Here is a 21,632-nt window from a genome sequence, read left to right as displayed (position 1 = left end):
AGATACTGGCTAATAGTTGAAGTGACGACACTTTTGCGCCAGTCTTATTGCTACTGATTGCCTTGATAGGGTTGGTTCATGCGCATCCTGGCCAAACTGTTCGCCAGCTTTTTCATTCTCTGTGTCACCGCATTATTGGTGTTAGCAGTCCTCTTTCACACGCGCTACAGCACCGCGCTGTTTCATCATGTCGTGTCACCTTTGCTGCCGGGCGATCTCTCCGCCAAACAGGTGGTCTATCATTGGCGTCAGCCACTGAGTTTGACCCTCACCAAGCCTAGCTATCACGTCGGTCCGCAACACTGGCAGGCCGACCGGCTGCGCGTACAACTTGATGCTACGCGATTGCCACACATTCACTGGCTGCGGATTGATGGCCTGTCTATCGATCTGACGGGCCGCACGCCACCACCTAGCCTAGAGATGTTGCCTGCGTCCCTGCAAATCGGTCGTATCTTGTTCAACGACCTAAATCTCATTGGAGGAGATTGGCAAGCGCACCAAGTGAGTGCCCAGCTTGATAAGTGGCAAAAGGGCGATTCACCATGGGGATCGGTCCGTGGTCGCGCGCAATGGGAAGCCAAACAGATCGATTGGCACGACCTAACGGCCTCTGATGCCCTCCTAGATGCCCAACCCTCGCCAAAAGGCTGGCAGCTCAATGGCGTCTCATTTCAATGGCAACGTGCTGCCTTTAGCGCCCAAGGGCAATGGCAACCTGGTGCACTCGCCTTGAGCCAATTGATCATTAGCAATGCCATTGTGGATAGTGAGCAAACACAACAGCGGCTCCGCGAAGCCTTGTCACATTGGCCGTCAAACACCCAGGTCACCATCGCTCGAGCGGACGTCCGTCAACTCAGTGCCGAAACGGATCATCTGTCGGTCAATGCCCTGACCTTTTCAGCGGAACAATTAGCGTTTACCCCTCAGTCGCCTTGGTGGCATCAACCTCAGCTACGCGCCTCGTTTAATGCCGACTATATCCGTTGGCAAGGGCAAACGTGGGAGCAACCGTTAGGGGAGCTGGAGCGTCGCGGTGATACGTGGATAGTCAATCAATTCACCAGCCAGTGGCATGAAGGATTTATCGCGCTTTCCGGCCAATTTTCGCCCCAGGCTTGGCAGATAGACAGGCTACGCGCCAATGGCCTCACCCTCAGCCGCGAACGGCTTAGGCCGCTGATAGGCGCATTGCCAGATTGGCCGCCACATATCGTCATCACCGATCTGTCGCTGAAACACAATGAGTGGTTAGCGTTATCGCCAGGGTTCCCGGTCAAGGTGGATGGCATTGATATCGATGGGCGCGATCTGCGTCTGCGGCATGACACGCAGTGGCAATTACGCCATGGAACACTAACCGCGAGCGCCAGCTATGCCAGCATCAATCAGCAGTGGCTGGCTGAACCCTACTTACGCTTAGAAGCGAGCGATGGGCTCGTCAATCTACGTCAATTATTACTGGGTTTTTCCGATGGTCAGCTTGCTGCCTCCGGCCAGTGGAATTACAACACGCCGAGCCTACCATGGTCATTCCAAATTGACGGCCTACACGTCCCCTTATCCCTTTATCAATCATGGTTTGACTGGCCGCTGCCTTTAAGCGGGTTTCACGATCTTCAAGGGCAATGGTCTGGGCTGGCGTCTGATACCGAAAGTTTCAAAGTGGGGTTAAATGGCACCCTTGCGGTTACCCTGCTGAATGGCCACGCGGATGTCACGCCAGATAAAGGCTGGCCAGAACGAATGTCTGGGTGGTTTCAAAAAGCGCCGACCCAGCAACGTCAGTCGCGGTCGTTCCCGTTTGAACAACTTTCTCTAAAAGCCGACCGTGGCCATATCACGGGTATTCTTCAGGGGGACACATCCGTGTCGATTGATTGGCCGATTTATCAAACCGCCACCCCAAGTGTACGTTAACGCAGTAGTGCCAACTGAGGGGCAGGCTGTGCGGTGGCGCCATCGTCTGATGGCAGCAACACGTAAGTGCCTGTAAACACGCCGGCCTTATCGTCGCCACTAAAAAACTCGACTTCGAGCGTGACACGCGCCCGACGACCGTTTTCCAGCCTATCAAGCTCACCGCTCAAGTTATCCAGCGATACACTCGCCCTTGGCCGCTCCGCCACCGGGCGACGATAACGAATGTGGCTGTCTGCGAGGACAATATCCGCACTGAGTTGACGCTCTTTCATTAACAGCCACACCATTCCCCAACCCGCGAGCGTGGCAAGACTAAAGATGCTGCCCGCAAACATGGTGTGACGCGGGTTCAAATTGGCATTTAAATTGGCACACACTTCAAAGTGATAGCCGGTGAATTGGCTGATCTGCACCCCCATTTTATCGCTGATAGGGATTTGTTCTTGCCAGCGCTGCTGCAGCTCGGTACACCACTCAGGATGACGTACCACATCAGACAAAGGGTCTAAGGGTTTCACCATCTGTTGATGACGAATCGGCCCGCGCTCATCACTGAGATCCCCCTGACGAATGAAGTCATGTTGAGCATAAAAGCTTACCGCCTCTTCTCGCGCACTGCACACAAGACGCTTGGCCCCCTCTTGCCGGGCCAATGACTCTAGTGCCATTAATATGAGCGCCCCGAGGCCACGATTACGAAAATCGGGAGAGACCGCCATATACCGGATCTGACCATCGTTGTCTGGGGTTAAGTAAAGACGCCCGATGGCGACGGGGTCATCATCACTGTCGACAATCATGCGATGACAGGCATTGCCATCGTAGGCATCGCGCTCTGAGCCGCGCGGCGCATGCCAAGGCTCGCGCAACATGCGATAGCGAAAGTCATAATAACGCGCAAGCTCTTGCTCTGTACGTGGCGTGACGATTTTAAACATGCCTATCTCTCCCTGTTAGGCGCACATTTATACCTGAAGCCAGAAAGTCACCGGCCCATCATTGACCAAGCTCACCTTCATATCTGCAGCAAACTGACCGGTTTGCGTCTTCACGCCAGCCTGTTGGCAATCATGGCAAAACACCTCATACAGGCGTTCCGCTTCGGYGGGTGAGGCCCCTGAAAAACTTGGACGCATTCCTTTTTTCGTGTCAGCCGCGAGGGTGAACTGAGAGACCACCAGTAACGATCCCCCTGCCTGTGACACATTGAGATTCATTTTTCCTTCGTCATCTTCAAAGACGCGATAACCGCGCACTTTATGCGCCAGCTTGGCTGCCTGAGTCTCGGTGTCGCCTTTCTCGACACCTAGCAGCACGACCAAGCCTTTTCCTATACAGCCGACGCGAGTGCCTTCTACGGTCACATTGGCTTCACTCACGCGTTGAATGAGGGCGATCATCGTTTTCCTCTTTTTCAATGGTTAAAGGGGGAGATGACGCATCCAGAGCGCTCGACCCAAAATGAGAAGCGTCGCCCTCCGCGCGCGGCCACCAACGTTCAGACTCTCTCAGCGTCGCCGTCACTTGCGCGCCAAACAAGACGATACACCAACTAAAATACACCCAGACAAAGAGAATGGGTATCACCGCCAACGCGCCATAAATCAGTTGATACGAGGGAAAGTGCGTCACATAGAGGGCGAAGACTTTCTTGCTTAATTCAAACAGGATACTCGCCACCGCCGCTCCGGCAAAGGCATGGCGCAGACGCACGCGCGTATTGGGGACCAACGTATAAAGCCCCATGAAGGTCAATGTGGTTAGGATAAAGGGCAAAACGCGCAATAAGGTGGTAAACAAATCATTGGCAATCCCGCTTTGTAATAACGACAGCGAGGTTAAATAGGAGCTCAACGCAATGCTAGTGCCAATAAGAATTGGCCCTAAGGTCAACACCATCCAATAGATGGAAAAGGCGATCATGGTGGGTCGCTTGGTCTGAATTTTAAAGGTGTGATTCAAACTCTTGTCGATCGCCGAAATAAGCATGATAGCCACCACAAACAAGAAGCTCACCCCTACTGCCGTCATTTTACCCGCGTTGGCAACAAACTCATTCAGATAGCGTGCCACCACCTCGCCAGCCGCCGGCACAAAGTTGTTAATCACAAACTGCTGTAGGGTTTCTCCCACCTCGGAAAAACCGGGAAAGCTTGAAAAGGCGGATAGCACCACCGTCACTAACGGCACAAGGGATAGCAGCGTGACATACGCCATATGGCCCGCACTGACCGTGAGCCTATCTTCGCCCATCCGCCGCCATAAATGCGTGAGCATTGCCATCAACCAATCACGGTAATGACGCCATGCCTTCTCGTCTAGGATCCCAATTTTGCGCATCCTTCCACCTTAACCTTGTGTTAGCCTTAAGCATAATGAGTGTACATGATTTATTATTAAGGAGTTGCCTGTGCGGGTTATCTTTCTGTTTGCTATCGCCTTAACCCTACTCACCGGCTGTCAGTCTGCCTATTACTCAGCCATGGAGCAAGTGGGCATCCATAAACGCGATATCATGGTCGATCGCGTGGAAGACGCCGCTGATGCGCAGCAAGCGGCGCAATCACAGTTTAAAGATGCACGGCAAGCTTTGAGTCAGCTCACCCAGTTTGACGGCGGTGAGCTACAAGCTGCCTACGAGGCCGTGGATAGCCAGTATCAAAAAAGTCATGATGCGGTGACCCGCGTGCGCGAGCGGATTGATGCGCTTGAGTCCGTCTCTGAAGCGTTGTTTGATGAGTGGGAACAAGAATTAGACTTGTACACGAATCAGCGCCTGCAGCGTGATAGTGAGCAACGCTTGCGTCAAACCCGTGAGGAATATGAACGGTTACGTGATGCCATGCGTCGTGCCGAAAAAACCATGACCCCCGTGCTAAACACGCTGCAAGATAACCGTCTTTATCTGAAACACAACCTCAACGCTCGTGCCATTGGTGCACTACAAGGTGAATTAGATGCGTTATCTGGCGAGATAGACCGTGCCGTTGCCGATATGCAACGCGCGATTCAAGCTTCAGACCGTTTTATCCAGACCCTCAATTAAACGAAACGCCACCCACTAAAAAGGCACCCGAGGGTGCCTTTTGTCAACGTCTCGCTAGAGTGAGTCTCCGCGAGATTAGCCTTTGCGGCCTGCACGCTTACGCTCCGTTTCCGTCAATAGCTTCTTACGAATACGGATGCTCTCCGGCGTCGCTTCAACCAGTTCATCATCATCGATAAACTCAAGCGCCTGCTCCAAGGTGTACTTGATCGCTGGGCTCAATACCTGCGCATCATCGGTCCCTGAGGCACGGACGTTGGTCAGCTGCTTACCTTTCAAGCAGTTAACGGTCAGATCGTTGGCGCGGTTATGAATACCGATCACCTGCCCCTCGTACACTTCGTCACCGTGTTCAGCAAACAGACGACCACGGTCTTGCAAGTTGAACAGTGCATAAGTCAGTGCTTTACCTGCCGCGTTAGAGATCAACACACCATTAATACGCTGGCCAATATCACCGCCTTTATACTTACCGTAGTGGTCAAAGGTATGATAAATCAGGCCCGAGCCAGAGGTCAGTGTTAAGAATTCTGTTTGGAAACCAATCAGACCACGTGATGGCATCACAAAGTCCATGCGCACACGGCCTTTGCCATCTGGCAGCATGTTCGTCAGTTCGCCTTTACGCAGACCGATGCTTTCCATCACGCCACCTTGATGCTCTTCGAGCACGTCAATGGTCACTGTCTCAAACGGTTCGAATTTCTCGCCGTTTTCTTCTTTGATGATCACTTCTGGGCGAGACACGGCGAGTTCAAACCCTTCACGACGCATGTTCTCGATCAGAATCGACAAGTGCAATTCACCACGGCCTGAGACACGGAATTTGTCCGGGTTATCTGTCTCTTCGACGCGCAGTGCCACGTTGTGAACCAACTCTTTTTGCAGACGCTCAAGAATGTTACGTGAAGTGACGTATTTACCTTCCAGTCCTGCAAACGGCGAGGTATTAACCTGGAAAGTCATGGTCACGGTTGGCTCATCCACAGTCAGTGCTGGCAACGCTTCGACATTGCTTGGATCGCAAATCGTGTCTGAGATTTTCAGCTCACCCAAACCGGTAATCGCAATAATGTCGCCGGCAGAGGCTTCGCTAACATCGTGACGCTCAAGGCCCATGTAGCCTAAAACACTGCCTACTTTACCATTACGCTTGCTGCCATCGGCACTTACAATCGTCACTTGCTGATTCGGCTTAACCGAACCTCGGGTGATACGACCCACACCAATAACCCCGACATAGGAGTTGTAGTCCAGCTGAGACACCTGCATTTGCAGCGGCGTCGTGATATCAACGTCAGGCGCGTCAACGTTATCGACGATCGCGTTGAACAACGGCTCCATGTCCTCGCCTTCGGTGGTTTCTTCTAGGCTCGCCCACCCGTTCAGGGCTGACGCATAAACCACTTGGAAATCCAATTGCTCATCCGATGCACCTAAGGTGTCAAACAGATCAAACACTTGATCCATCACCCAATCCGGGCGAGCACCTGGGCGGTCAATCTTATTGATCACCACAATCGGCTTTAGGCCATGAGAGAAAGCTTTTTGGGTCACAAAACGGGTTTGCGGCATTGGGCCGTCTACCGCATCGACTACCAGTAGTACGGAGTCAACCATCGACATGATACGCTCAACTTCACCACCAAAGTCGGCGTGTCCAGGGGTATCAACGATGTTAATGCGGTAGTCATTCCAGTTAATAGCCGTGTTCTTGGCCAAGATGGTAATGCCACGCTCTTTCTCAATGTCGTTTGAGTCCATGACACGCTCTTCCACCTCACCGCGGGAAGCCAGCGTACCGGATTGCTGCAGCAGCTTATCCACTAGCGTGGTTTTACCGTGGTCAACGTGGGCAATAATGGCGATATTTCTTAGTTTATCTGTCTGTATGTTGGTCATGGACTCTCTTTTTCACTCGATAGACGGGGCGCGCGCCGAAGTTGGCGAGCTATGCTAACACGACGGCACCGCCACCTGATTAAAAAAACGGCCGTAATGTACCAGATTTTGTCGCAAAACCCACCTTATTATGTGAATTAGCTCACCGTCACTCGGGGTTAACCCCGTCTCAGTTGGTCATTTATTGTGCAAATACAAGGGTTCATCGTGATTGGAGAAAAAATGAATTTTTAAAGACCGTCCACACTCTTGTCATGCATTGTCTGCTACAAAGAGAAGGGGCAATGCTGCACGCATCTCGTGCAAAGTGACGCACTGTCTTTGCCCCTTGCACCATATACGGTCAAACGTGCACCATGATAGTGCAAAATGCGCGTTTTTGACCAAGACTGCACGCGATTTTATCGCGTTAAACGCGGTTTGGCGCGGCTTATAATTGTTGGCACGGTTTTCGCTTTGTCATGCAGCAAGGAGCCAACGCGCTATTTACTCAATTTGACACCGGAGGTTATTTCACATGTCAGTAGAAAACGTGCTCGCACTGATCCAAGAAAACGAGGTGAAATTCATCGACCTGCGCTTTACCGATACCAAAGGTAAAGAGCAGCATGTTTCTATTCCCTCACATCAAATTGATGATGACTTCTTTGAAGAAGGCCAAATGTTTGATGGCTCATCGGTAGCGGGCTGGAAAGGCATTAATGAATCAGACATGGTGATGATGCCAGACGCCAGTTCCGCCGTGCTTGACCCATTTACCGAAGAAAGCACCCTGAATATCCGTTGCGATATTCTTGAACCCTCAACCATGCAAGGCTACGACCGTGACCCACGCTCGATTGCCAAACGCGCTGAAGACTACATGCGTGCAACCGGCATCGCCGACACTGTACTGATCGGCCCTGAGCCAGAGTTCTTCCTATTTGATGACGTTAAGTTTGCCACTGATATGGCCGGCTCGTTCTATAAAATTGACGACGTCGAAGCAAGCTGGAACTCAGGCACCGCCCTAGAGGGGGGTAACAAAGGTCACCGTCCAGGCGTAAAAGGCGGCTACTTCCCAGTTGCACCGGTTGACTCATCACAAGACATTCGTTCGGCCATGTCCTTGGTTATGGAAGAAATGGGCCTTGTGGTTGAAGCGCACCACCACGAGGTGGCAACGGCAGGTCAAAACGAGATCGCCACACGCTTCAACACACTGACCACCAAAGCGGATGAGATTCAGATCTATAAGTACGTCGTCCACAATGTGGCGCACGCATTTGGTAAAACCGCTACCTTTATGCCAAAACCACTGGTAGGTGATAATGGTTCAGGGATGCACGTCCACCAATCGCTTGCCAAAGACGGCCAAAACTTGTTTGCCGGTGACAAATACGGCGGCTTGTCTGAAACCGCACTGTACTACATTGGCGGTGTCATCAAGCACGCGCGTGCGATCAACGCATTCGCCAACGCCTCAACCAACTCGTATAAGCGTCTGGTCCCAGGCTTTGAAGCGCCGGTCATGTTGGCTTACTCAGCACGTAACCGCTCAGCGTCAATCCGTATCCCTGTGGTACCGAGCCCGAAAGCACGCCGTATTGAGCTTCGCTTTGCCGATCCAACAGCCAACCCGTATCTCTGCTTCGCAGCAATGCTAATGGCTGGCCTAGACGGGATTAAGAACAAGATCCACCCTGGCGATGCCATGGACAAAGACTTGTACGACTTGCCAGCGGAAGAAGCAGCGGAAATCCCAACCGTTGCCGAGTCACTGAAAGAGGCCCTGCAAGCGCTTGACGCGGATCGTGAATTCTTGACCACAGGTGGCGTATTCTCGGATGACTTCATTGATTCTTACATCACGCTGAAAGGCGAAGATGTTGAGCGCATCCAAATGACCACGCATCCCGTAGAATTCGAGCTGTACTACTCGGTATAAGCGCGCAAACAACGCAAATTGTTGCCCACCTCGCAGGTGGGCTTTTTTGTGCTTTTTACCCGCACGATGTGGCTTATCATGGTCCATATCTGCAGAAAAAGAAGGGTAAGCGATGCGCTGGATAGCCATCATCGTGTTCAGCCTCACTGTCACCTGCCAGGCTGGCACGATTTACCAATGGCGGGATCAAAACGGACAGTGGCATATCAGCGATCAGCCTCCCAATGCGCCCCACCAAGTGCGGCATTATGCTCCCTCGTCGGTGTCGCCATCGTTAACCCAACCATCGCAGACAACCACCCAGCCCGCCAGTCAATCAAACGTGGCGATCACACTGGTTCACCCCAGTGATGGCGCGACGTTACGTAGTAATCCCGGTAAGGTTTCAGTAAAAGCCACCCTTGCTCCGGCGGCTTCCCCAAGCGACCAGGTCCAGCTGGTGATGGACGGTAACCCCGTTCAGGCTCACCCTAAGCAGACGCGCAGCGCCTCACAGCTCACACTAGAATGGCACCTCAGCCCGATAGACAGGGGCACCCATCGTTTTCAAGTCCGCTATTTAGAAAGCGGCAAGGTAATTGCATCATCCTCTGAGCATCAGGTGTATTTGCATCGCGCCCATGTGAATCAGCCACATCGAACGCATGATTAATCCGCGGCAACGCCGATGAATTCACAAACCCGGCAGTGCAAGCTGCATCAAGCAAGGATCTCGATTACACTCAATGCACCAAAACAGTGCAAACAAGGACGCAACACGGATGACCCCCGCTCAACTGTTCGATCATCTTCTCACCGCGATCATTGTGGTGGATAGCCAATGGCGTATTCAGTACGTCAACGCGGCCGCCGAGCAGCTGATGCACCAAAGTGCCAGGCGCCTGCTGACACAACCGCTCACCGCGCAGATTCAGCACGCCAGCGTCGACTGGGGACAAATTGCCAACACCACACGTGCCGGGCAAAGCTTGACGGACAGTGATGTGACCTGGGTGGTGGACGGCCAGCCACAAAAGGTGCAACTCAGCGCCAGTCCGTTGTTTGATCAAGCAGATGAGGGACGGCTGTTACTGGAAGTGAATGTGGTCAGCCAACAACAAAGGATCAGTAAGGAGCTTACCCAAAAAGCGCAACAACAAGCGGCAAAAGAGTTGGTACGCGGCTTGGCACATGAAATAAAAAACCCGCTCGGCGGCTTACGCGGGGCGGCACAGTTGCTAGAAAAGATGCTGCCTGATGCGAGCTTGGCTGAATATACGCAAATTATTATCGAGCAAGCCGACCGATTGCGAAACTTGGTCGACCGTTTACTGGGACCACAGCGCCCTGGATTGCGCCAACGACAAAACATTCACGTTGTGTTGGAAAAAGTCCGCCAATTGATCAGCCTCGATAACCACGAAGGCATCCAGATCATTCGCGATTACGACCCCAGCTTACCCGATTTTGAGATGGATCCTGAGCAGCTTGAGCAAGCGATTCTCAACGTCGCCACCAATGCTGCCGATGCCATACGCGGTCAGCCTGACGCCTGTTTGACGCTCCGCACGCGCACAGGCTTTCAAACCGTGATCCATGGCGAGCGTCACCGAGTGGTCGCGCAAATTGAAATCATCGACAATGGGCCCGGGATCGCGCCGCATCTGCAGGACACCTTGTTCTACCCCATGGTGACGAGCAAGGCTGACGGCAATGGGCTTGGACTCGCTATCACCCATCATTTAATCGATCAGCATCAAGGCAAAATTGACGTGAATAGCTGGCCAGGCCATACCTGCTTCACCATCCAATTGCCAATCATTGAAAAGGACACGCCACATGAGTAAAGGGACCATTTGGATTGTTGATGATGACAGCTCCATTCGTTGGGTGATGGAACGCACCCTCAGTGCCGCCGGCCTCACCTGCGATACGTTTAGCAATGCTGAAAATGTACTCAGTGCCCTGCATGAACGTCGCCCTGATGTGTTGGTCTCCGATATTCGCATGCCAGGTAGCGATGGGCTGGCGCTGCTAAAAGCGGTACAAGAGCAACACCCTGACTTACCCGTGATCATCATGACCGCGCACTCGGATTTAGATGCCGCGGTTAACGCCTACCAAAAAGGCGCGTTTGAATACCTGCCCAAGCCGTTTGATATTGATGAAGCGCTGGCTCTGGTTGAGCGCGCACTGGCCCACTATAAAGAGCAGCAAAAGCAACAAACGTCACAACAGCCGCAAACGCAGACACCAGAGATCATCGGCGAGGCCCCCGCGATGCAAGAGGTGTTTCGTGCCATTGGCCGGCTGTCACGCTCCTCGATTTCGGTGTTAATCAATGGTGAGTCGGGCACGGGTAAGGAGCTAGTCGCCCAAGCGCTACATCGTCATAGTCCGCGGGCCAATCAAGCCTTTATCGCCCTGAATATGGCCGCCATCCCCAAAGACTTGATTGAGTCCGAGCTGTTCGGTCATGAGAAAGGGGCATTTACTGGGGCCAACGCGGTCAGGCAAGGACGCTTTGAGCAAGCCAATGGGGGGACGTTATTTCTCGATGAAATTGGCGATATGCCATTGGATGTGCAAACGCGTTTACTGCGTGTGCTAGCGGATGGCCAATTCTATCGGGTCGGCGGTCACGCGGCGGTCGATGTGGATGTGCGCATTATCGCGGCTACCCACCAGGATCTCGAACGCTTGGTGACAGAAGGCAGTTTCCGAGAAGACCTGTTTCACCGCTTGAACGTGATCCGCGTTCATCTGCCCTCACTCAAAGATAGGCGCCAAGATATTCCCCAGCTATGTCAGCATTTTCTTGCCCGCGCCGCCAAAGAGCTGGATGTCGAAGCCAAGCAACTCCACCCAGACACAGAAACTATGATGAGCCAGTTACCTTGGCCGGGTAACGTCCGCCAGCTAGAAAACACCTGCCGATGGCTGACCGTGATGGCCAGCAGTAAGGAAGTGCTTCCCTCCGATCTCCCAAGGGAGCTGCTCAACCAGCCCAGCACTGTGGCCGACAGTGAAGCACATGATTGGCAGCAAGCCCTCACCCAATGGGCCCAAGATGCGATAACACAAGGACAACACGGCATTTTGCAACAAGCGCTACCCAGCGTCGAACGCATCTTGTTGCAGTCGGCGCTCAAGCACACTCATGGCCACAAACAAGAGGCGGCTAAAATTTTAGGTTGGGGACGTAATACCCTGACACGCAAACTCAAAGAGCTAAATATTGAGTCGTAACTCATTATTGAAACTGACACTCTTTGAACCTCTGCTAAATTTAAGTAAAGAGATTGAGGTAAAATCCAACAATCGTGTTATTTTTCTGATAAGAGTGAAGTTGTTGTCCTGATGAGAAACTTACGTCCATTGTCGATACGCGCTGCCGTGATGCTCCCCGTGTTTCTCGTCCTGACACTGACGTTGGTCGTGATCATTATTACCATCAACAACCACTATCGCTCCAGCTCACAATTTGTCGGTAAGTTATTACTCGAAGACTACTCGGTCGGTATTGAGCGGGACTTGCGCCAGTATCTTGCTCACCCCTTTAATGCCAACATCTTTGTCGCCGACAGCCTTGCCGCCCGACTTGGCGATACGCCAATGACCGACTCAGGGCTGCGTGATTATCTTCTCAATAGCTACACTTCCCTCTACCAAGCCATGCCCTACATGCAGGTCCTCAGTATCGGGGTGGATGCCGAAGGGACGTATTTTGGCTACCGTAAAAGCCAAGCGGGTCAGTATATTTTGATGGAGCAGAGTGACGCGACCCAAGGCACACTGCGTATTTTTGATGGCCGCACGCCAAACGCTAACGTCATCTACCAAGACAACCATTACGACCCACGCATCCGCCCATGGTACATTCCTGCTTTTAATCGCGAGCAGCCGCGCTGGACCGACATTTATCGTGATGCCGATGAAGTCGGTGAAGTCTCCTTATCGGCCATCGCCCCGGTGATGGTCAATGATAATGTGTGGGGCGTGGTCGCCAGCGACATCAAGCTCAATGCGTTTAACCGCTTCCTCAGCGAGCGTCAACAAAAGCTCGGGGGGGCATTATTTATTGTCGACGATGAGGGTCGGATGGTCGCCCACAGTGGCCAAGAAAGTCCCAGCAATATCTTGCACTTTCCTGAAATTACCCATAATCCAGTCCTAGACAATACGATTAGCCAGGTCGCAAATGCGTGGCCGCCCGACCCCAGCCGTTTAGGCAAGCCCTTTAATTTCGATATTGCCGATAAGGGCCATTTTTATGGCACCATTAAAAAAGTGGCAATGCCCGCTCCCTTTCAGCATCAATGGTATGTGGTGGTCGCACTGCCCGACCAGCTACTGTTAAAAAACCTTCTTAGCCAGCAAGAAATCAGTATTTATCTGGTGGTAGCCATGGCACTGGTCGGGCTTGCGGTGGTGTATTTCATTATACGCCAACTGACTCGCCCATTGAGAGACACCGCTGAAGCGGCAGCCAAACTGGCATCCGGCAACTTGACTTACCGCATCAATACACCCGCAAGCCTGCGGGAAATCGCGATACTCAAAGAAGCGTTTAATAATATGTCGGTCAAATTGCAGCATTCTTTCAATGCGCTGCGTCAACAAGTCCGCCAAGATAACCTCACGCAACTCTATACGCGAGAAGGCTTGATTGAACAGGCCGCTGGCTTACGCTATCACGCTCCCAATACCTTGGTGATTTTGGGGATCAATGGCTTTCGTAATATTAATGACAGCCTGGGACAAGAAGGCGGGGACACGCTTTTATGCGCGATTGCCGATCGACTCAGCGCCCTCTCCGATGGCTCTGGGATGCTACTGGCACGCGTACGTGGCGATGAGTTCGCCGTTCTCGCGCCCAATACCACTAACCGAACGCAATCAGAGGCATTGGTCGATCAGTTATTGAGTTTATTTAAGCGCCCCGTCACCATTGGCAACGATGATGTCCTGGTCGACGCATGTGCGGGCGTAGTCTTTGGCTACACCTTTGGCGATGCCATCTATGAAGGCCTTGATCACGCTGGTCTCGCATTGAGTGAAGCCAAACGCAGTGAAACAGCGATGTACGTGTACTTTGAAGCCAATATGCAGGCACGGATTCAAGAGCAATCACGGCTTCTCCTCGAGCTTCATCACGCCGTTCAGCATCACCAGTTTGAGGTCTATTACCAACCCTTTGTCCGCTTGCTTGATGGCCGGTTCTGCGGCGCAGAAGCCTTGGTGCGCTGGCGCCACCCTACACGCGGTATGGTCTCCCCGGCTGAATTCATTCCCGTGGCGGAACAAAGTGGCTTGATTAATCAAATCGGCATGCAGGTACTTGAGCAAGCCGCCTATGACACCGTGGCGCAGATTCAAAAAGGCTTATGGCCAGCCAATTATCAGCTACACGTGAACTTATCCGCTCGTCAGCTACTGTCGGCTGACTTTATCGACAAACTGCAAAGCGTGCTGGATCGTACTCAACTGCCAGCGGATAATTTAACCTTGGAGATCACTGAGTCACAGCTGATGAGCCACGAACACTTGGCAACTTCAGGGTTAACCAAAATCCGTGCGCTGGGAATTAAAATTGCTATCGATGACTTTGGCACCGGCTATTCATCGCTGGCATACCTTCACCAAATGGCGTTTGATAGCCTTAAGATTGATCGCAGCTTCGTTCACTCGATGACTGAAAACAGCACCAACCAACGCATCATTGAAGCCGTGGTTGCCATGACACGTGGCATGGATGTACACCTAGTGGCCGAGGGGATAGAGACCCAGGAAGAAGCCGAGCGGCTGCGCGACATCGGTTGCCATTTTGCACAAGGTTTCTTGTTTGCCAAACCGCTGCCCCTCACCGAGCAACCAACAGAACGGGTAACGGACAAGCTCCCCACGCGATAGCTGTCACGCCATCGACACACTGACTACTGACGATGAGCAGGTCACTCGCTATACTGAGCCCCAACTCACCTGCTGGGAACCGATGATGATAAGAAAAGACTTACCCGTGACGGATTTACACCGCCACCTAGACGGCAATATTCGTATCGAAACCATTTTGGCATTAGGGCAAAAATTTGCGATGCCGCTGCCCGCCACTGATATCGAGTCATTGCGCCCACATGTGCAAGTGGTTGAGACCGAACCCGATTTGGTCGCGTTCCTGTCTAAGCTCGATTGGGGCGTGGCAGTATTAGGTGATTTAGATGCCGTCCGCCGCGTCGCCTACGAAAACGTAGAAGATGCCTTAAACGCTCAAATTGATTATGCCGAGTTGCGCTTTTCGCCCTACTACATGGCGCTGAAGCATCAGCTCCCCCTCGAAGGGGTGGTAGAAGCCGTGGTAGATGGTGTGCAGGCGGGTAGCCGCGACTTTGGCGTGAAAACCAACTTGATTGGTATCATGAGCCGTACTTTCGGCACGCAAGCATGTATGGCCGAGCTCGATGCGCTACTGACGCAAAAATCACACTTAGTCGCCATCGATCTGGCCGGTGATGAGCTGGGCCAACCAGGTGACCAATTCACCGAGCACTTTGCCAAAGTACGGGCCAGCGACCTGCAAGTCACCGTGCACGCGGGCGAAGCCGCTGGCGCCGCCAGTATGTGGCAGGCAATCAATGAGCTCGGCGCCACCCGAATCGGTCACGGGGTCAAGGCAATAGAGGACCCAGCGCTGATGGATTATTTGGCTAAACACCAGATAGGTATCGAAACTTGCCTGACGTCAAACATCCAAACCAGCACCATTGCCGATCTCGCACAACATCCTGTGCGTCAATTCCTCGACCATGGCATTTTGGCGTCCTTGAATACCGACGACCCAGCGGTAGAAGGCATTGAGCTGCCCTATGAGTATGAAGTGGCTGCCCCTGCCGCAGGCTTAACCCCTGCGCAAATCACCACATTGCAAGAAAATGGTCTTTCGATTGCTTTCTTGTCTGATAGCGAGAAAGCCGCACTGACAGCCCACGCGGCAACACGATAGGTCGCCGTAGAGCCTCTCCACACGAGCCTCGCGCCGTAAAAAAACCGCCATTTGGCGGTTTTTTTAGGCTAAATCACCCGCGAAAACTGTTGCTGACGCGCTCTATCTCGCAAATAAACATCAAAGCTCATACAGATATTGCGGATCAGCATACGGCCTGTTTTGGTCACCGTAATCGTTTGATCGGTCACTTGCACCAACTCGTCATCAATAAAGCACTGCAGTAACGCCAGATCTTCAGCAAAATACTGATCAAAATCTATCTGGTAACGTGTCGCAATGTCCGCTTTTTCTAAGGTGAAGTTACACATCAGCGCTTTTATGACATCACGACGAATGCGATCATCCGGCTCAAGCATCACGCCTTTAAACAGTGCATGGCGTTCAGCATCCACTTGCTGATAATACGCTTTCATCTCTTTTTGGTTCTGCGCGTAACAATCACCAATCATCGAAATCGCCGATACGCCGAGTCCGAGCAAATCACAGTCACCTTGCGTGGTATAGCCTTGGAAGTTGCGATGTAAACGCCCTTCTCTCTGCGCCACCGCCAGCTCATCATCAGGCAGAGCAAAGTGATCCATCCCGATAAACTGATAGCCTGCCCCTGTTAACGTATTGATGGTGTCTTGCAACATGGTGAGCTTGGCGTCCGGAGACGGTAAATCCTCTTCTTTGATTTTGCGCTGCGCCGCGAACAAATTAGGCAAGTGCGCGTAATTAAACACTGAGAGTCGACCCGGACGCATCGTCAAAACTTGCGCTAAGGTTTTGGCAAACCCCTCTGGAGATTGGCTGGGCAAGCCATAAATCAAATCGAGGTTGGTGGAGCGGAAGCCCAGTTCACGGGCACGTTCAACCAAGGCGTGAATAAAGTCTTCATCTTGCTCGCGATTGACCAGCTGCTGCACTTTTTTATCAAAGTCTTGCACCCCGATACTGATGCGATTGAAACCTTCGCTCCGCAGGTGATCGAGCATATCGAGTGGAATTTCGCGCGGGTCGACTTCAATGCTGATTTCCGCATCGCGCTCAAAACCAAACTCTTGACGCAACAATCCCATTAAGCGGGAGATTTGCGCCTTGGTGAGAAAGGTGGGCGTGCCACCGCCCCAATGCAGCTGAGTCACTCGACGTGAACCCAGCAAGAAAGCACGCTGACGGATTTCGTGCTCAAGCGCATCTAGATACTCATCCGCCTTGTGTTGGTGCCGTGTCACCACTTTATTGCAGCCACAGTAATAACAAAGTTTATGGCAAAACGGGATATGCACATACAACGACAACGGGCGCTCAGGGTACTGACTACACGCCATATCAAATTCCGCGGGCGCAAACGCCTCATGAAATTCGAGTGCCGTCGGATACGACGTATAACGGGGCCCTGAATAGTTGTACTTATTGATAAGGGCTTGATCCCAAATGATTTGTGGTGATGACATGGCTTACATTCCGCAAAAGCGCTTAGGAAAGGAGTAACAGCGTCTAGTGTGCCACAGCCTTGAGTAAGGTGTTTAGCACTACCCGCACTGGTGTTGCGAAAGTGTCGGTGAGATCGATTTTCGCCCAATAATTATAAGGGTATTGAGGCAAAATGACAGAGGAAAGCAGCCACGATAGGCTGCATTCCAGGCAGTCACACTTAGTGCGTGAGGATATGATCAGGGATGTGACGCGCGCCGGTGAAGGCGAGGATTTCCGCAAGCTCAACTTTTATCGCCTCTTCCAAACGCGCTTCATGTTTGGCTCGGTCTAAGTCGAGTCGCATGCGCTCATTCTTTTTCAATCCCTTCCTTGCCTCACCGCGAGGGGTATCTTTTACCGCCTCATACAGTTCAAACAAGGCCGGGTAGCGGCTATCAAACGCAACCCGTTTATCGCCTTGTAGATGATCCATGATCATGTAAAGACGGATCGCAGCCTCCGATAAATCGCATTGATTCTGTAGTGCGGCAAACGCAATCACATCAACACTCTCAATGATTTTGTCATTGCGTTGGTTGATCGCTGCCTCTTTCATCTCGGCTTGCCACTTGGTTTGTCGCTTTAACTTCGCCAGCAATACGCCTGCGTAAACCGATAGCGCTAAAATAATGAGCGCCCCAAGTCCTGCCAATATCCAGATCCACTCCTGCACCGGTTACTCCTTGTTAATCGTCCTGTTGCTCAAATTTAGCCAGCAGGTCGTCGTCATCATCCAACTCGTTATCGTCGGCAAGCAGGCCCAGTTTATCCATCAGCACCTCAATCCGATCCAGCTTCTCATCCACATAAGCTTGTAAACCCGCCCCTAATTTCTCGCCATTTTCGATTCTATCCAACAACACGTTCAATTGTGGATCTTGCTCAAGCTTGGCGAGCTCTTGCTCTGGTGTGAGCTTGGGTTGCTTAGGTTTTTCTGCATCCGTACCCAATGGGATCGGCTTTTTACTGCCTATGCGCGGGTCTTTTTTGCCACCGCTGCGACGCACTTGCTTGTTGTCTTCTTCTGAATGACGCGAGCCGGCTTTTTTGCCTTTACGCTTTTTTTGCTTTTTCAGCATTCGCGCAATGCGGTCTTGCTCGTTCTGATTCTTATCTACGTATTGCGCCGGGCCTTCCGATCCTACGCGGCGCGTTTTCTTTTTACGCGTCATGACTCTGGTTTCCTCATTAAAATTACGTCGTTGCCGATAAACGTCAGTTCCAACCCCGCTTGGTGAGCTAAAAACTGGAATGTATATCGGCTAAAAAAGCTGACATGCGTCAGATCATTCTTATAGTGCCAGCGTGAAAAAGCGTCTGGATCTTTAACCAGCTTGGTCATGATGCCCAAGTAACCCCCCGGCTTGAGCATCGACAACCACTGCTGCCATTGCACCTTTGGCCAATAGAAATGCTCGATGGCCTCCGTACAGGTAATAAAGTCATAATGTGCATCCAGTACGTCGGTTTGTGGCGCATAGAAGGGATCATAGCAGGCGACATCATGCCCTGCGTCTCGCAGCATACTGGCCAAGACAGGCCCAGGACCACAACCAAAATCTAACCCCTTTGCTGGCACCGATAAGCGGTCGAGTAAAGGGTTGATCACACGCGATAAAAAACGCTGATAACCGTCATCCTCAGGGTGATTTTGGTGTAAGTCATAGATAGCTTTCTCATTTTCAGGCGCGAGCAATGCCTGGCGCTCAACAAACACCAACGCGCACGCCGCGCACTGAAGGTACGCTCTGCGTTTGTCGGTGTGATAAAGATGGGTTGTTGTGTGCTCACATAAAGGGCAATGCTGCATATCATTCATCTATGCCAAATGCTGGCGCGAATGTAGCAGAAAGTGGGTCAATAAAAAAGCGACAGGCATAAAGCCTGTCGCGTATCGCGCTTGCGATAATAAGCGGATAGTGTCCGTCCTGGTACCTTGTTCATCCCTGACTCATGGCGCTTGGCGCCTTAGTATCAACGTCCTGTTATCGTGGGTCGCATACCTGCGTGTCAGTCGCTTCCTGCGTCCTTGTCGTTCGACACCCACCACACATCCTGTGTCACGTCGTCCTTGTGCGCCTACCTTGGCAACATCCACATCCTGTGGTCAGACCGTCCTGGTGCTCATGTGCCTTGCTTGGCTCAATCACTTGTCCTTAAGACCAACGTCCTGTTGATAGTGGTAGCATATCGCAATGAGCGCGACTGCCTAGAATGCCAGCCATAAAACATTGAATCAGGAAACAAGACACAGAGGTAACTGACTGATTTTAAATGAACATAAAATATGTCTTTCAAAAAATGACGTGTTTTTCTTGCAAGAGAATAGCCAATCTCTTACGCAGAAGGTCGCCGTTGTCGCTATCAGTGATGTGCTGACAAAATGCGTGCCAAGCGTCATAGACTGTCGCATAAATGGAAGAGATAAAAAAAACGGTGGCGTACATTACGCCACCGTTTTCGTTGGACAGCTCGGTTATTAGTGGAGCCCGCCTAAGTAGTTAGACAGTGCATCAATTTCCTTGTCCGTCAGTTTCGCCGCAACCGAGCGCATCATTTTGTTCATATCATTATGACGCTCTCCGGCACGGAACATTTTCAACTGACTGGCTAGATACTTCGCAGGCTGGCCAGAAATTTTCGGGAAACCAGAAGAAGGGGTGCCATTCCCGCGAGGACCATGACAGGCTGTACAGGCTGCAATACCGCGCTCCGGATCGCCCGCCATGTAGAGCTGACGGCCTACTTCGATAGCCGTTTCGGGCGTGGTGCCAGGCTTGGGTGTTAAGGTTGCATAGTAAGCCGCTAAGTCTGCCATGTCCTGCTCAGAGAGCGGTGCCACCATACCAGCCATCACAGCGTTATAACGCCCCTGCTCACCGCCGCTTTGCGCGCCGAGCTTAAATTCTTTCAGTTGTTTCTCTAGATAGTTGGCGTGCTGACCCGCCAAGTTTGGGTAATCAGGCAAAACACTGTTACCGTCAGCACCGTGACAGGCGACACAGGTATTGGATTTTGCTTTGCCCGCTTCAGCATCTCCTTGGGCCCAGACTGAAGTGCTGGCGAGGAGAGTCAATATTAGCGCTAATTTCTTCATGACATTCCGTTTATAATTATCAAGCTTCCAGTACCACTACTTAGTTACCGTCATGGTACAATTACCGATCAAAAACCGAGCACGGTTATTTTACACAAATTCACACAAAAGTAATCAGTCTACTACACCAAGACGAGACGGAGTTAACAGTGGAGCAATCACTTAATTACCGTAACACCCAGTTTGTTACCAGCGCACCCGACATTCGCCATCTTCCTGATAATACGGGGATAGAGATTGCGTTTGCTGGCCGTTCCAACGCCGGTAAGTCTAGCTCCCTTAACCGTCTTTGTGACCAAAAGAGCCTAGCAAAGACCAGTAAGACACCCGGGCGCACACAATTAATTAACCTCTTTAAAGTGGACGAAGGGTGTCACATTGTCGACCTACCTGGTTATGGTTATGCCCAAGTCCCGTTGGAAATGAAAGAGAAGTGGCAGCGTTCGCTGGGAGAATATTTACAAAAACGTGATCAACTTGGCGGATTAGTGGTCTTGATGGATATTCGTCATCCGATGAAAGACTTGGATCAGCAACTGATTTACTGGGCGGTTGAATCTCACTTACCGGTGTTAGTGCTACTGACCAAAGCCGACAAATTGAAATCAGGGGCACGTAAGCAGCAACTGATGAAAATCCGCGAAGCGTCACTGGCCTTTTGCGGGGATGTTGAGGTCGAGTTGTACTCATCGCTCAAAGGGATGGGCGTCGACAAATTGCGCCGTAAACTAGACGCTTGGTATCAACAAACACCGCCGGTGATCGCAGACGACCCACAGCCAACCGATTAACCCTCTTGGACGGATAGGGCCCACCTGTCGCTTACGCAGATAAAAAAAAGCCGACCCTCAATACGAGAGTCGGCGAATCTTTGTGCGTAAGCGAGCTCAATCAGCCCCCATAGACACATAAAGAACAAGAAGCTGTGCGCATTATAACCAAGCCTCCAGCCATAATTAAAGTAATTACTCTAATTTTTTTGAAAAGAATGRGATGATGCGAATCAGCAAAACACAAAAAAGGCAGTGGCAGGGTCGACTCATCGCGTTGACGATTAGCCAATAAAAAAAGCCCCAGTCAGTATCCTGACTGGGGCTGCTGAATCAGCCAAATCCAATAACGTGAAACAAAAGGTCTGAAAGATAGAACATCTTACCTCTGTACCCTACGTTGTTAACTGTATATCAATCACTCAGTATTGAAAAGTATCTTACGTAATTTTTTTTCATAAAAATAAGGCGGTTTAGAGTAAAAACGCCAAAGATCAGGTGGATAGTGACCAAAAAAAAGC

General features: G+C 51.6%; 19 protein-coding genes. 9 read left to right on the top strand and 10 right to left on the bottom strand.

Translation table 11 applies throughout. From position 1 onward, the window contains the following. The first annotated feature begins 78 nt into the window (after positions 1–78). Positions 79–1,923: an AsmA family protein gene (locus tag BZG73_RS08680; protein WP_077668112.1), complete on the top strand. Its 1,845-nt coding sequence runs from the start codon at positions 79–81 to the stop codon at positions 1,921–1,923. Here BZG73_RS08680 and BZG73_RS08675 read toward each other — a convergent pair. From BZG73_RS08675 to BZG73_RS08665, 3 genes are read right to left on the bottom strand one after another with little or no spacing between them, the layout of a single operon-like run. Next, on the bottom strand, positions 1,920–2,864 hold the full coding sequence (locus tag BZG73_RS08675; protein ID WP_046074441.1) for a bifunctional GNAT family N-acetyltransferase/hotdog fold thioesterase: 945 nt from the start codon (positions 2,862–2,864) through the stop codon (positions 1,920–1,922). The two genes, BZG73_RS08680 and BZG73_RS08675, sit on opposite strands and share 4 nt — an antisense overlap. 27 nt (positions 2,865–2,891) lie before the next feature. Further along, a complete protein-coding gene (gene dtd / locus BZG73_RS08670) occupies positions 2,892–3,326 on the bottom strand; it encodes a D-aminoacyl-tRNA deacylase (RefSeq protein WP_077668111.1) in 435 nt (144 codons plus the stop codon). Beyond that, a complete protein-coding gene (locus BZG73_RS08665) occupies positions 3,298–4,266 on the bottom strand; it encodes a virulence factor BrkB family protein (RefSeq protein ID WP_077668110.1) in 969 nt (322 codons plus the stop codon). The genes dtd and BZG73_RS08665 overlap by 29 nt, the downstream gene beginning before the upstream one ends. 70 nt (positions 4,267–4,336) lie before the next feature. Between BZG73_RS08665 and BZG73_RS08660 the strand changes: the two genes are divergently transcribed. Then, the gene (locus tag BZG73_RS08660) at positions 4,337–4,972 is read left to right on the top strand and encodes a DUF2959 family protein (protein WP_407690283.1); all 636 of its coding nucleotides are present in this window, start codon (positions 4,337–4,339) and stop codon (positions 4,970–4,972) included. A 75-nt stretch (positions 4,973–5,047) separates the two neighbouring features. Here BZG73_RS08660 and typA read toward each other — a convergent pair whose 3' ends face one another. Beyond that, the gene (gene typA, locus BZG73_RS08655) at positions 5,048–6,874 is read right to left on the bottom strand and encodes a translational GTPase TypA (protein WP_077668108.1); all 1,827 of its coding nucleotides are present in this window, start codon (positions 6,872–6,874) and stop codon (positions 5,048–5,050) included. A gap of 517 nt (positions 6,875–7,391) precedes the next feature. Here typA and glnA point away from each other — a divergent pair. The 6 genes from glnA (at position 7,392) to add (ending at position 15,780) form a co-directional block, all read left to right on the top strand. Further along, a complete protein-coding gene (gene glnA / locus BZG73_RS08650) occupies positions 7,392–8,801 on the top strand; it encodes a glutamate--ammonia ligase (RefSeq protein WP_077668107.1) in 1,410 nt (469 codons plus the stop codon). Positions 8,802–8,913: 112 nt separating this feature from the next. Continuing rightward, positions 8,914–9,453 carry a DUF4124 domain-containing protein gene (locus BZG73_RS08645; protein ID WP_077668106.1) on the top strand — a complete coding sequence of 180 codons (540 nt, stop codon included), beginning with the start codon at positions 8,914–8,916 and terminating at the stop codon, positions 9,451–9,453. Between the two features lie 109 nt (positions 9,454–9,562). Beyond that, positions 9,563–10,627, top strand: coding sequence for a nitrogen regulation protein NR(II) (gene glnL, locus BZG73_RS08640; RefSeq protein WP_046074446.1), 1,065 nt, complete (start codon positions 9,563–9,565; stop codon positions 10,625–10,627). Further along, complete coding sequence (gene glnG, locus BZG73_RS08635; protein WP_077607202.1) at positions 10,620–12,029, top strand: nitrogen regulation protein NR(I); 1,410 nt, start codon at positions 10,620–10,622, stop codon at positions 12,027–12,029. Before glnL ends, glnG begins: the two co-directional genes overlap by 8 nt. A 111-nt stretch (positions 12,030–12,140) precedes the next feature. Further along, positions 12,141–14,693 carry a bifunctional diguanylate cyclase/phosphodiesterase gene (locus BZG73_RS08630; protein WP_077668105.1) on the top strand — a complete coding sequence of 851 codons (2,553 nt, stop codon included), beginning with the start codon at positions 12,141–12,143 and terminating at the stop codon, positions 14,691–14,693. Between the two features lie 85 nt (positions 14,694–14,778). Continuing rightward, positions 14,779–15,780: an adenosine deaminase gene (gene add, locus BZG73_RS08625; protein ID WP_077579490.1), complete on the top strand. Its 1,002-nt coding sequence runs from the start codon at positions 14,779–14,781 to the stop codon at positions 15,778–15,780. A gap of 68 nt (positions 15,781–15,848) precedes the next feature. On the opposite strand, the gene hemN is transcribed toward add, so the two are convergent. From hemN to BZG73_RS08600, 5 genes are all read right to left on the bottom strand, one after another. Next, positions 15,849–17,222, bottom strand: coding sequence for an oxygen-independent coproporphyrinogen III oxidase (gene hemN, locus BZG73_RS08620; protein ID WP_046074450.1), 1,374 nt, complete (start codon positions 17,220–17,222; stop codon positions 15,849–15,851). A 200-nt stretch (positions 17,223–17,422) separates the two neighbouring features. Then, positions 17,423–17,917, bottom strand: coding sequence for a DUF2489 domain-containing protein (locus BZG73_RS08615; protein ID WP_046074451.1), 495 nt, complete (start codon positions 17,915–17,917; stop codon positions 17,423–17,425). 13 nt (positions 17,918–17,930) lie between these two features. Beyond that, positions 17,931–18,416 (bottom strand): Der GTPase-activating protein YihI, encoded by a 486-nt coding sequence (gene yihI / locus BZG73_RS08610; protein ID WP_046074452.1) that lies wholly within the window; start codon positions 18,414–18,416, stop codon positions 17,931–17,933. Next, positions 18,413–19,054 (bottom strand): class I SAM-dependent methyltransferase, encoded by a 642-nt coding sequence (locus tag BZG73_RS08605; RefSeq protein ID WP_077607199.1) that lies wholly within the window; start codon positions 19,052–19,054, stop codon positions 18,413–18,415. Before BZG73_RS08605 ends, yihI begins: the two co-directional genes overlap by 4 nt. Positions 19,055–19,723: 669 nt before the next feature. Then, complete coding sequence (locus BZG73_RS08600; protein WP_046074454.1) at positions 19,724–20,341, bottom strand: c-type cytochrome; 618 nt, start codon at positions 20,339–20,341, stop codon at positions 19,724–19,726. A gap of 149 nt (positions 20,342–20,490) precedes the next feature. On the opposite strand from BZG73_RS08600, the gene yihA reads away from it, so the two are divergent. Continuing rightward, the gene (yihA, locus tag BZG73_RS08595; protein WP_046074455.1) at positions 20,491–21,132 is read left to right on the top strand and encodes a ribosome biogenesis GTP-binding protein YihA/YsxC; all 642 of its coding nucleotides are present in this window, start codon (positions 20,491–20,493) and stop codon (positions 21,130–21,132) included. 312 nt (positions 21,133–21,444) lie between these two features. On the opposite strand, the gene BZG73_RS16365 is transcribed toward yihA, so the two are convergent. Beyond that, on the bottom strand, positions 21,445–21,492 hold the full coding sequence (locus tag BZG73_RS16365; protein ID WP_438616993.1) for a hypothetical protein: 48 nt from the start codon (positions 21,490–21,492) through the stop codon (positions 21,445–21,447). Positions 21,493–21,632 lie beyond the last annotated feature (140 nt).

It is taken from the genome of Salinivibrio siamensis (assembly GCF_001996005.1).
In the GTDB taxonomy this organism is placed as follows: Bacteria; Pseudomonadota; Gammaproteobacteria; order Enterobacterales; family Vibrionaceae; genus Salinivibrio; species Salinivibrio siamensis.
The sequence above is the reverse complement of the archived record's forward strand: the minus strand, read 5'-3'. Positions and strand labels throughout refer to the sequence as shown.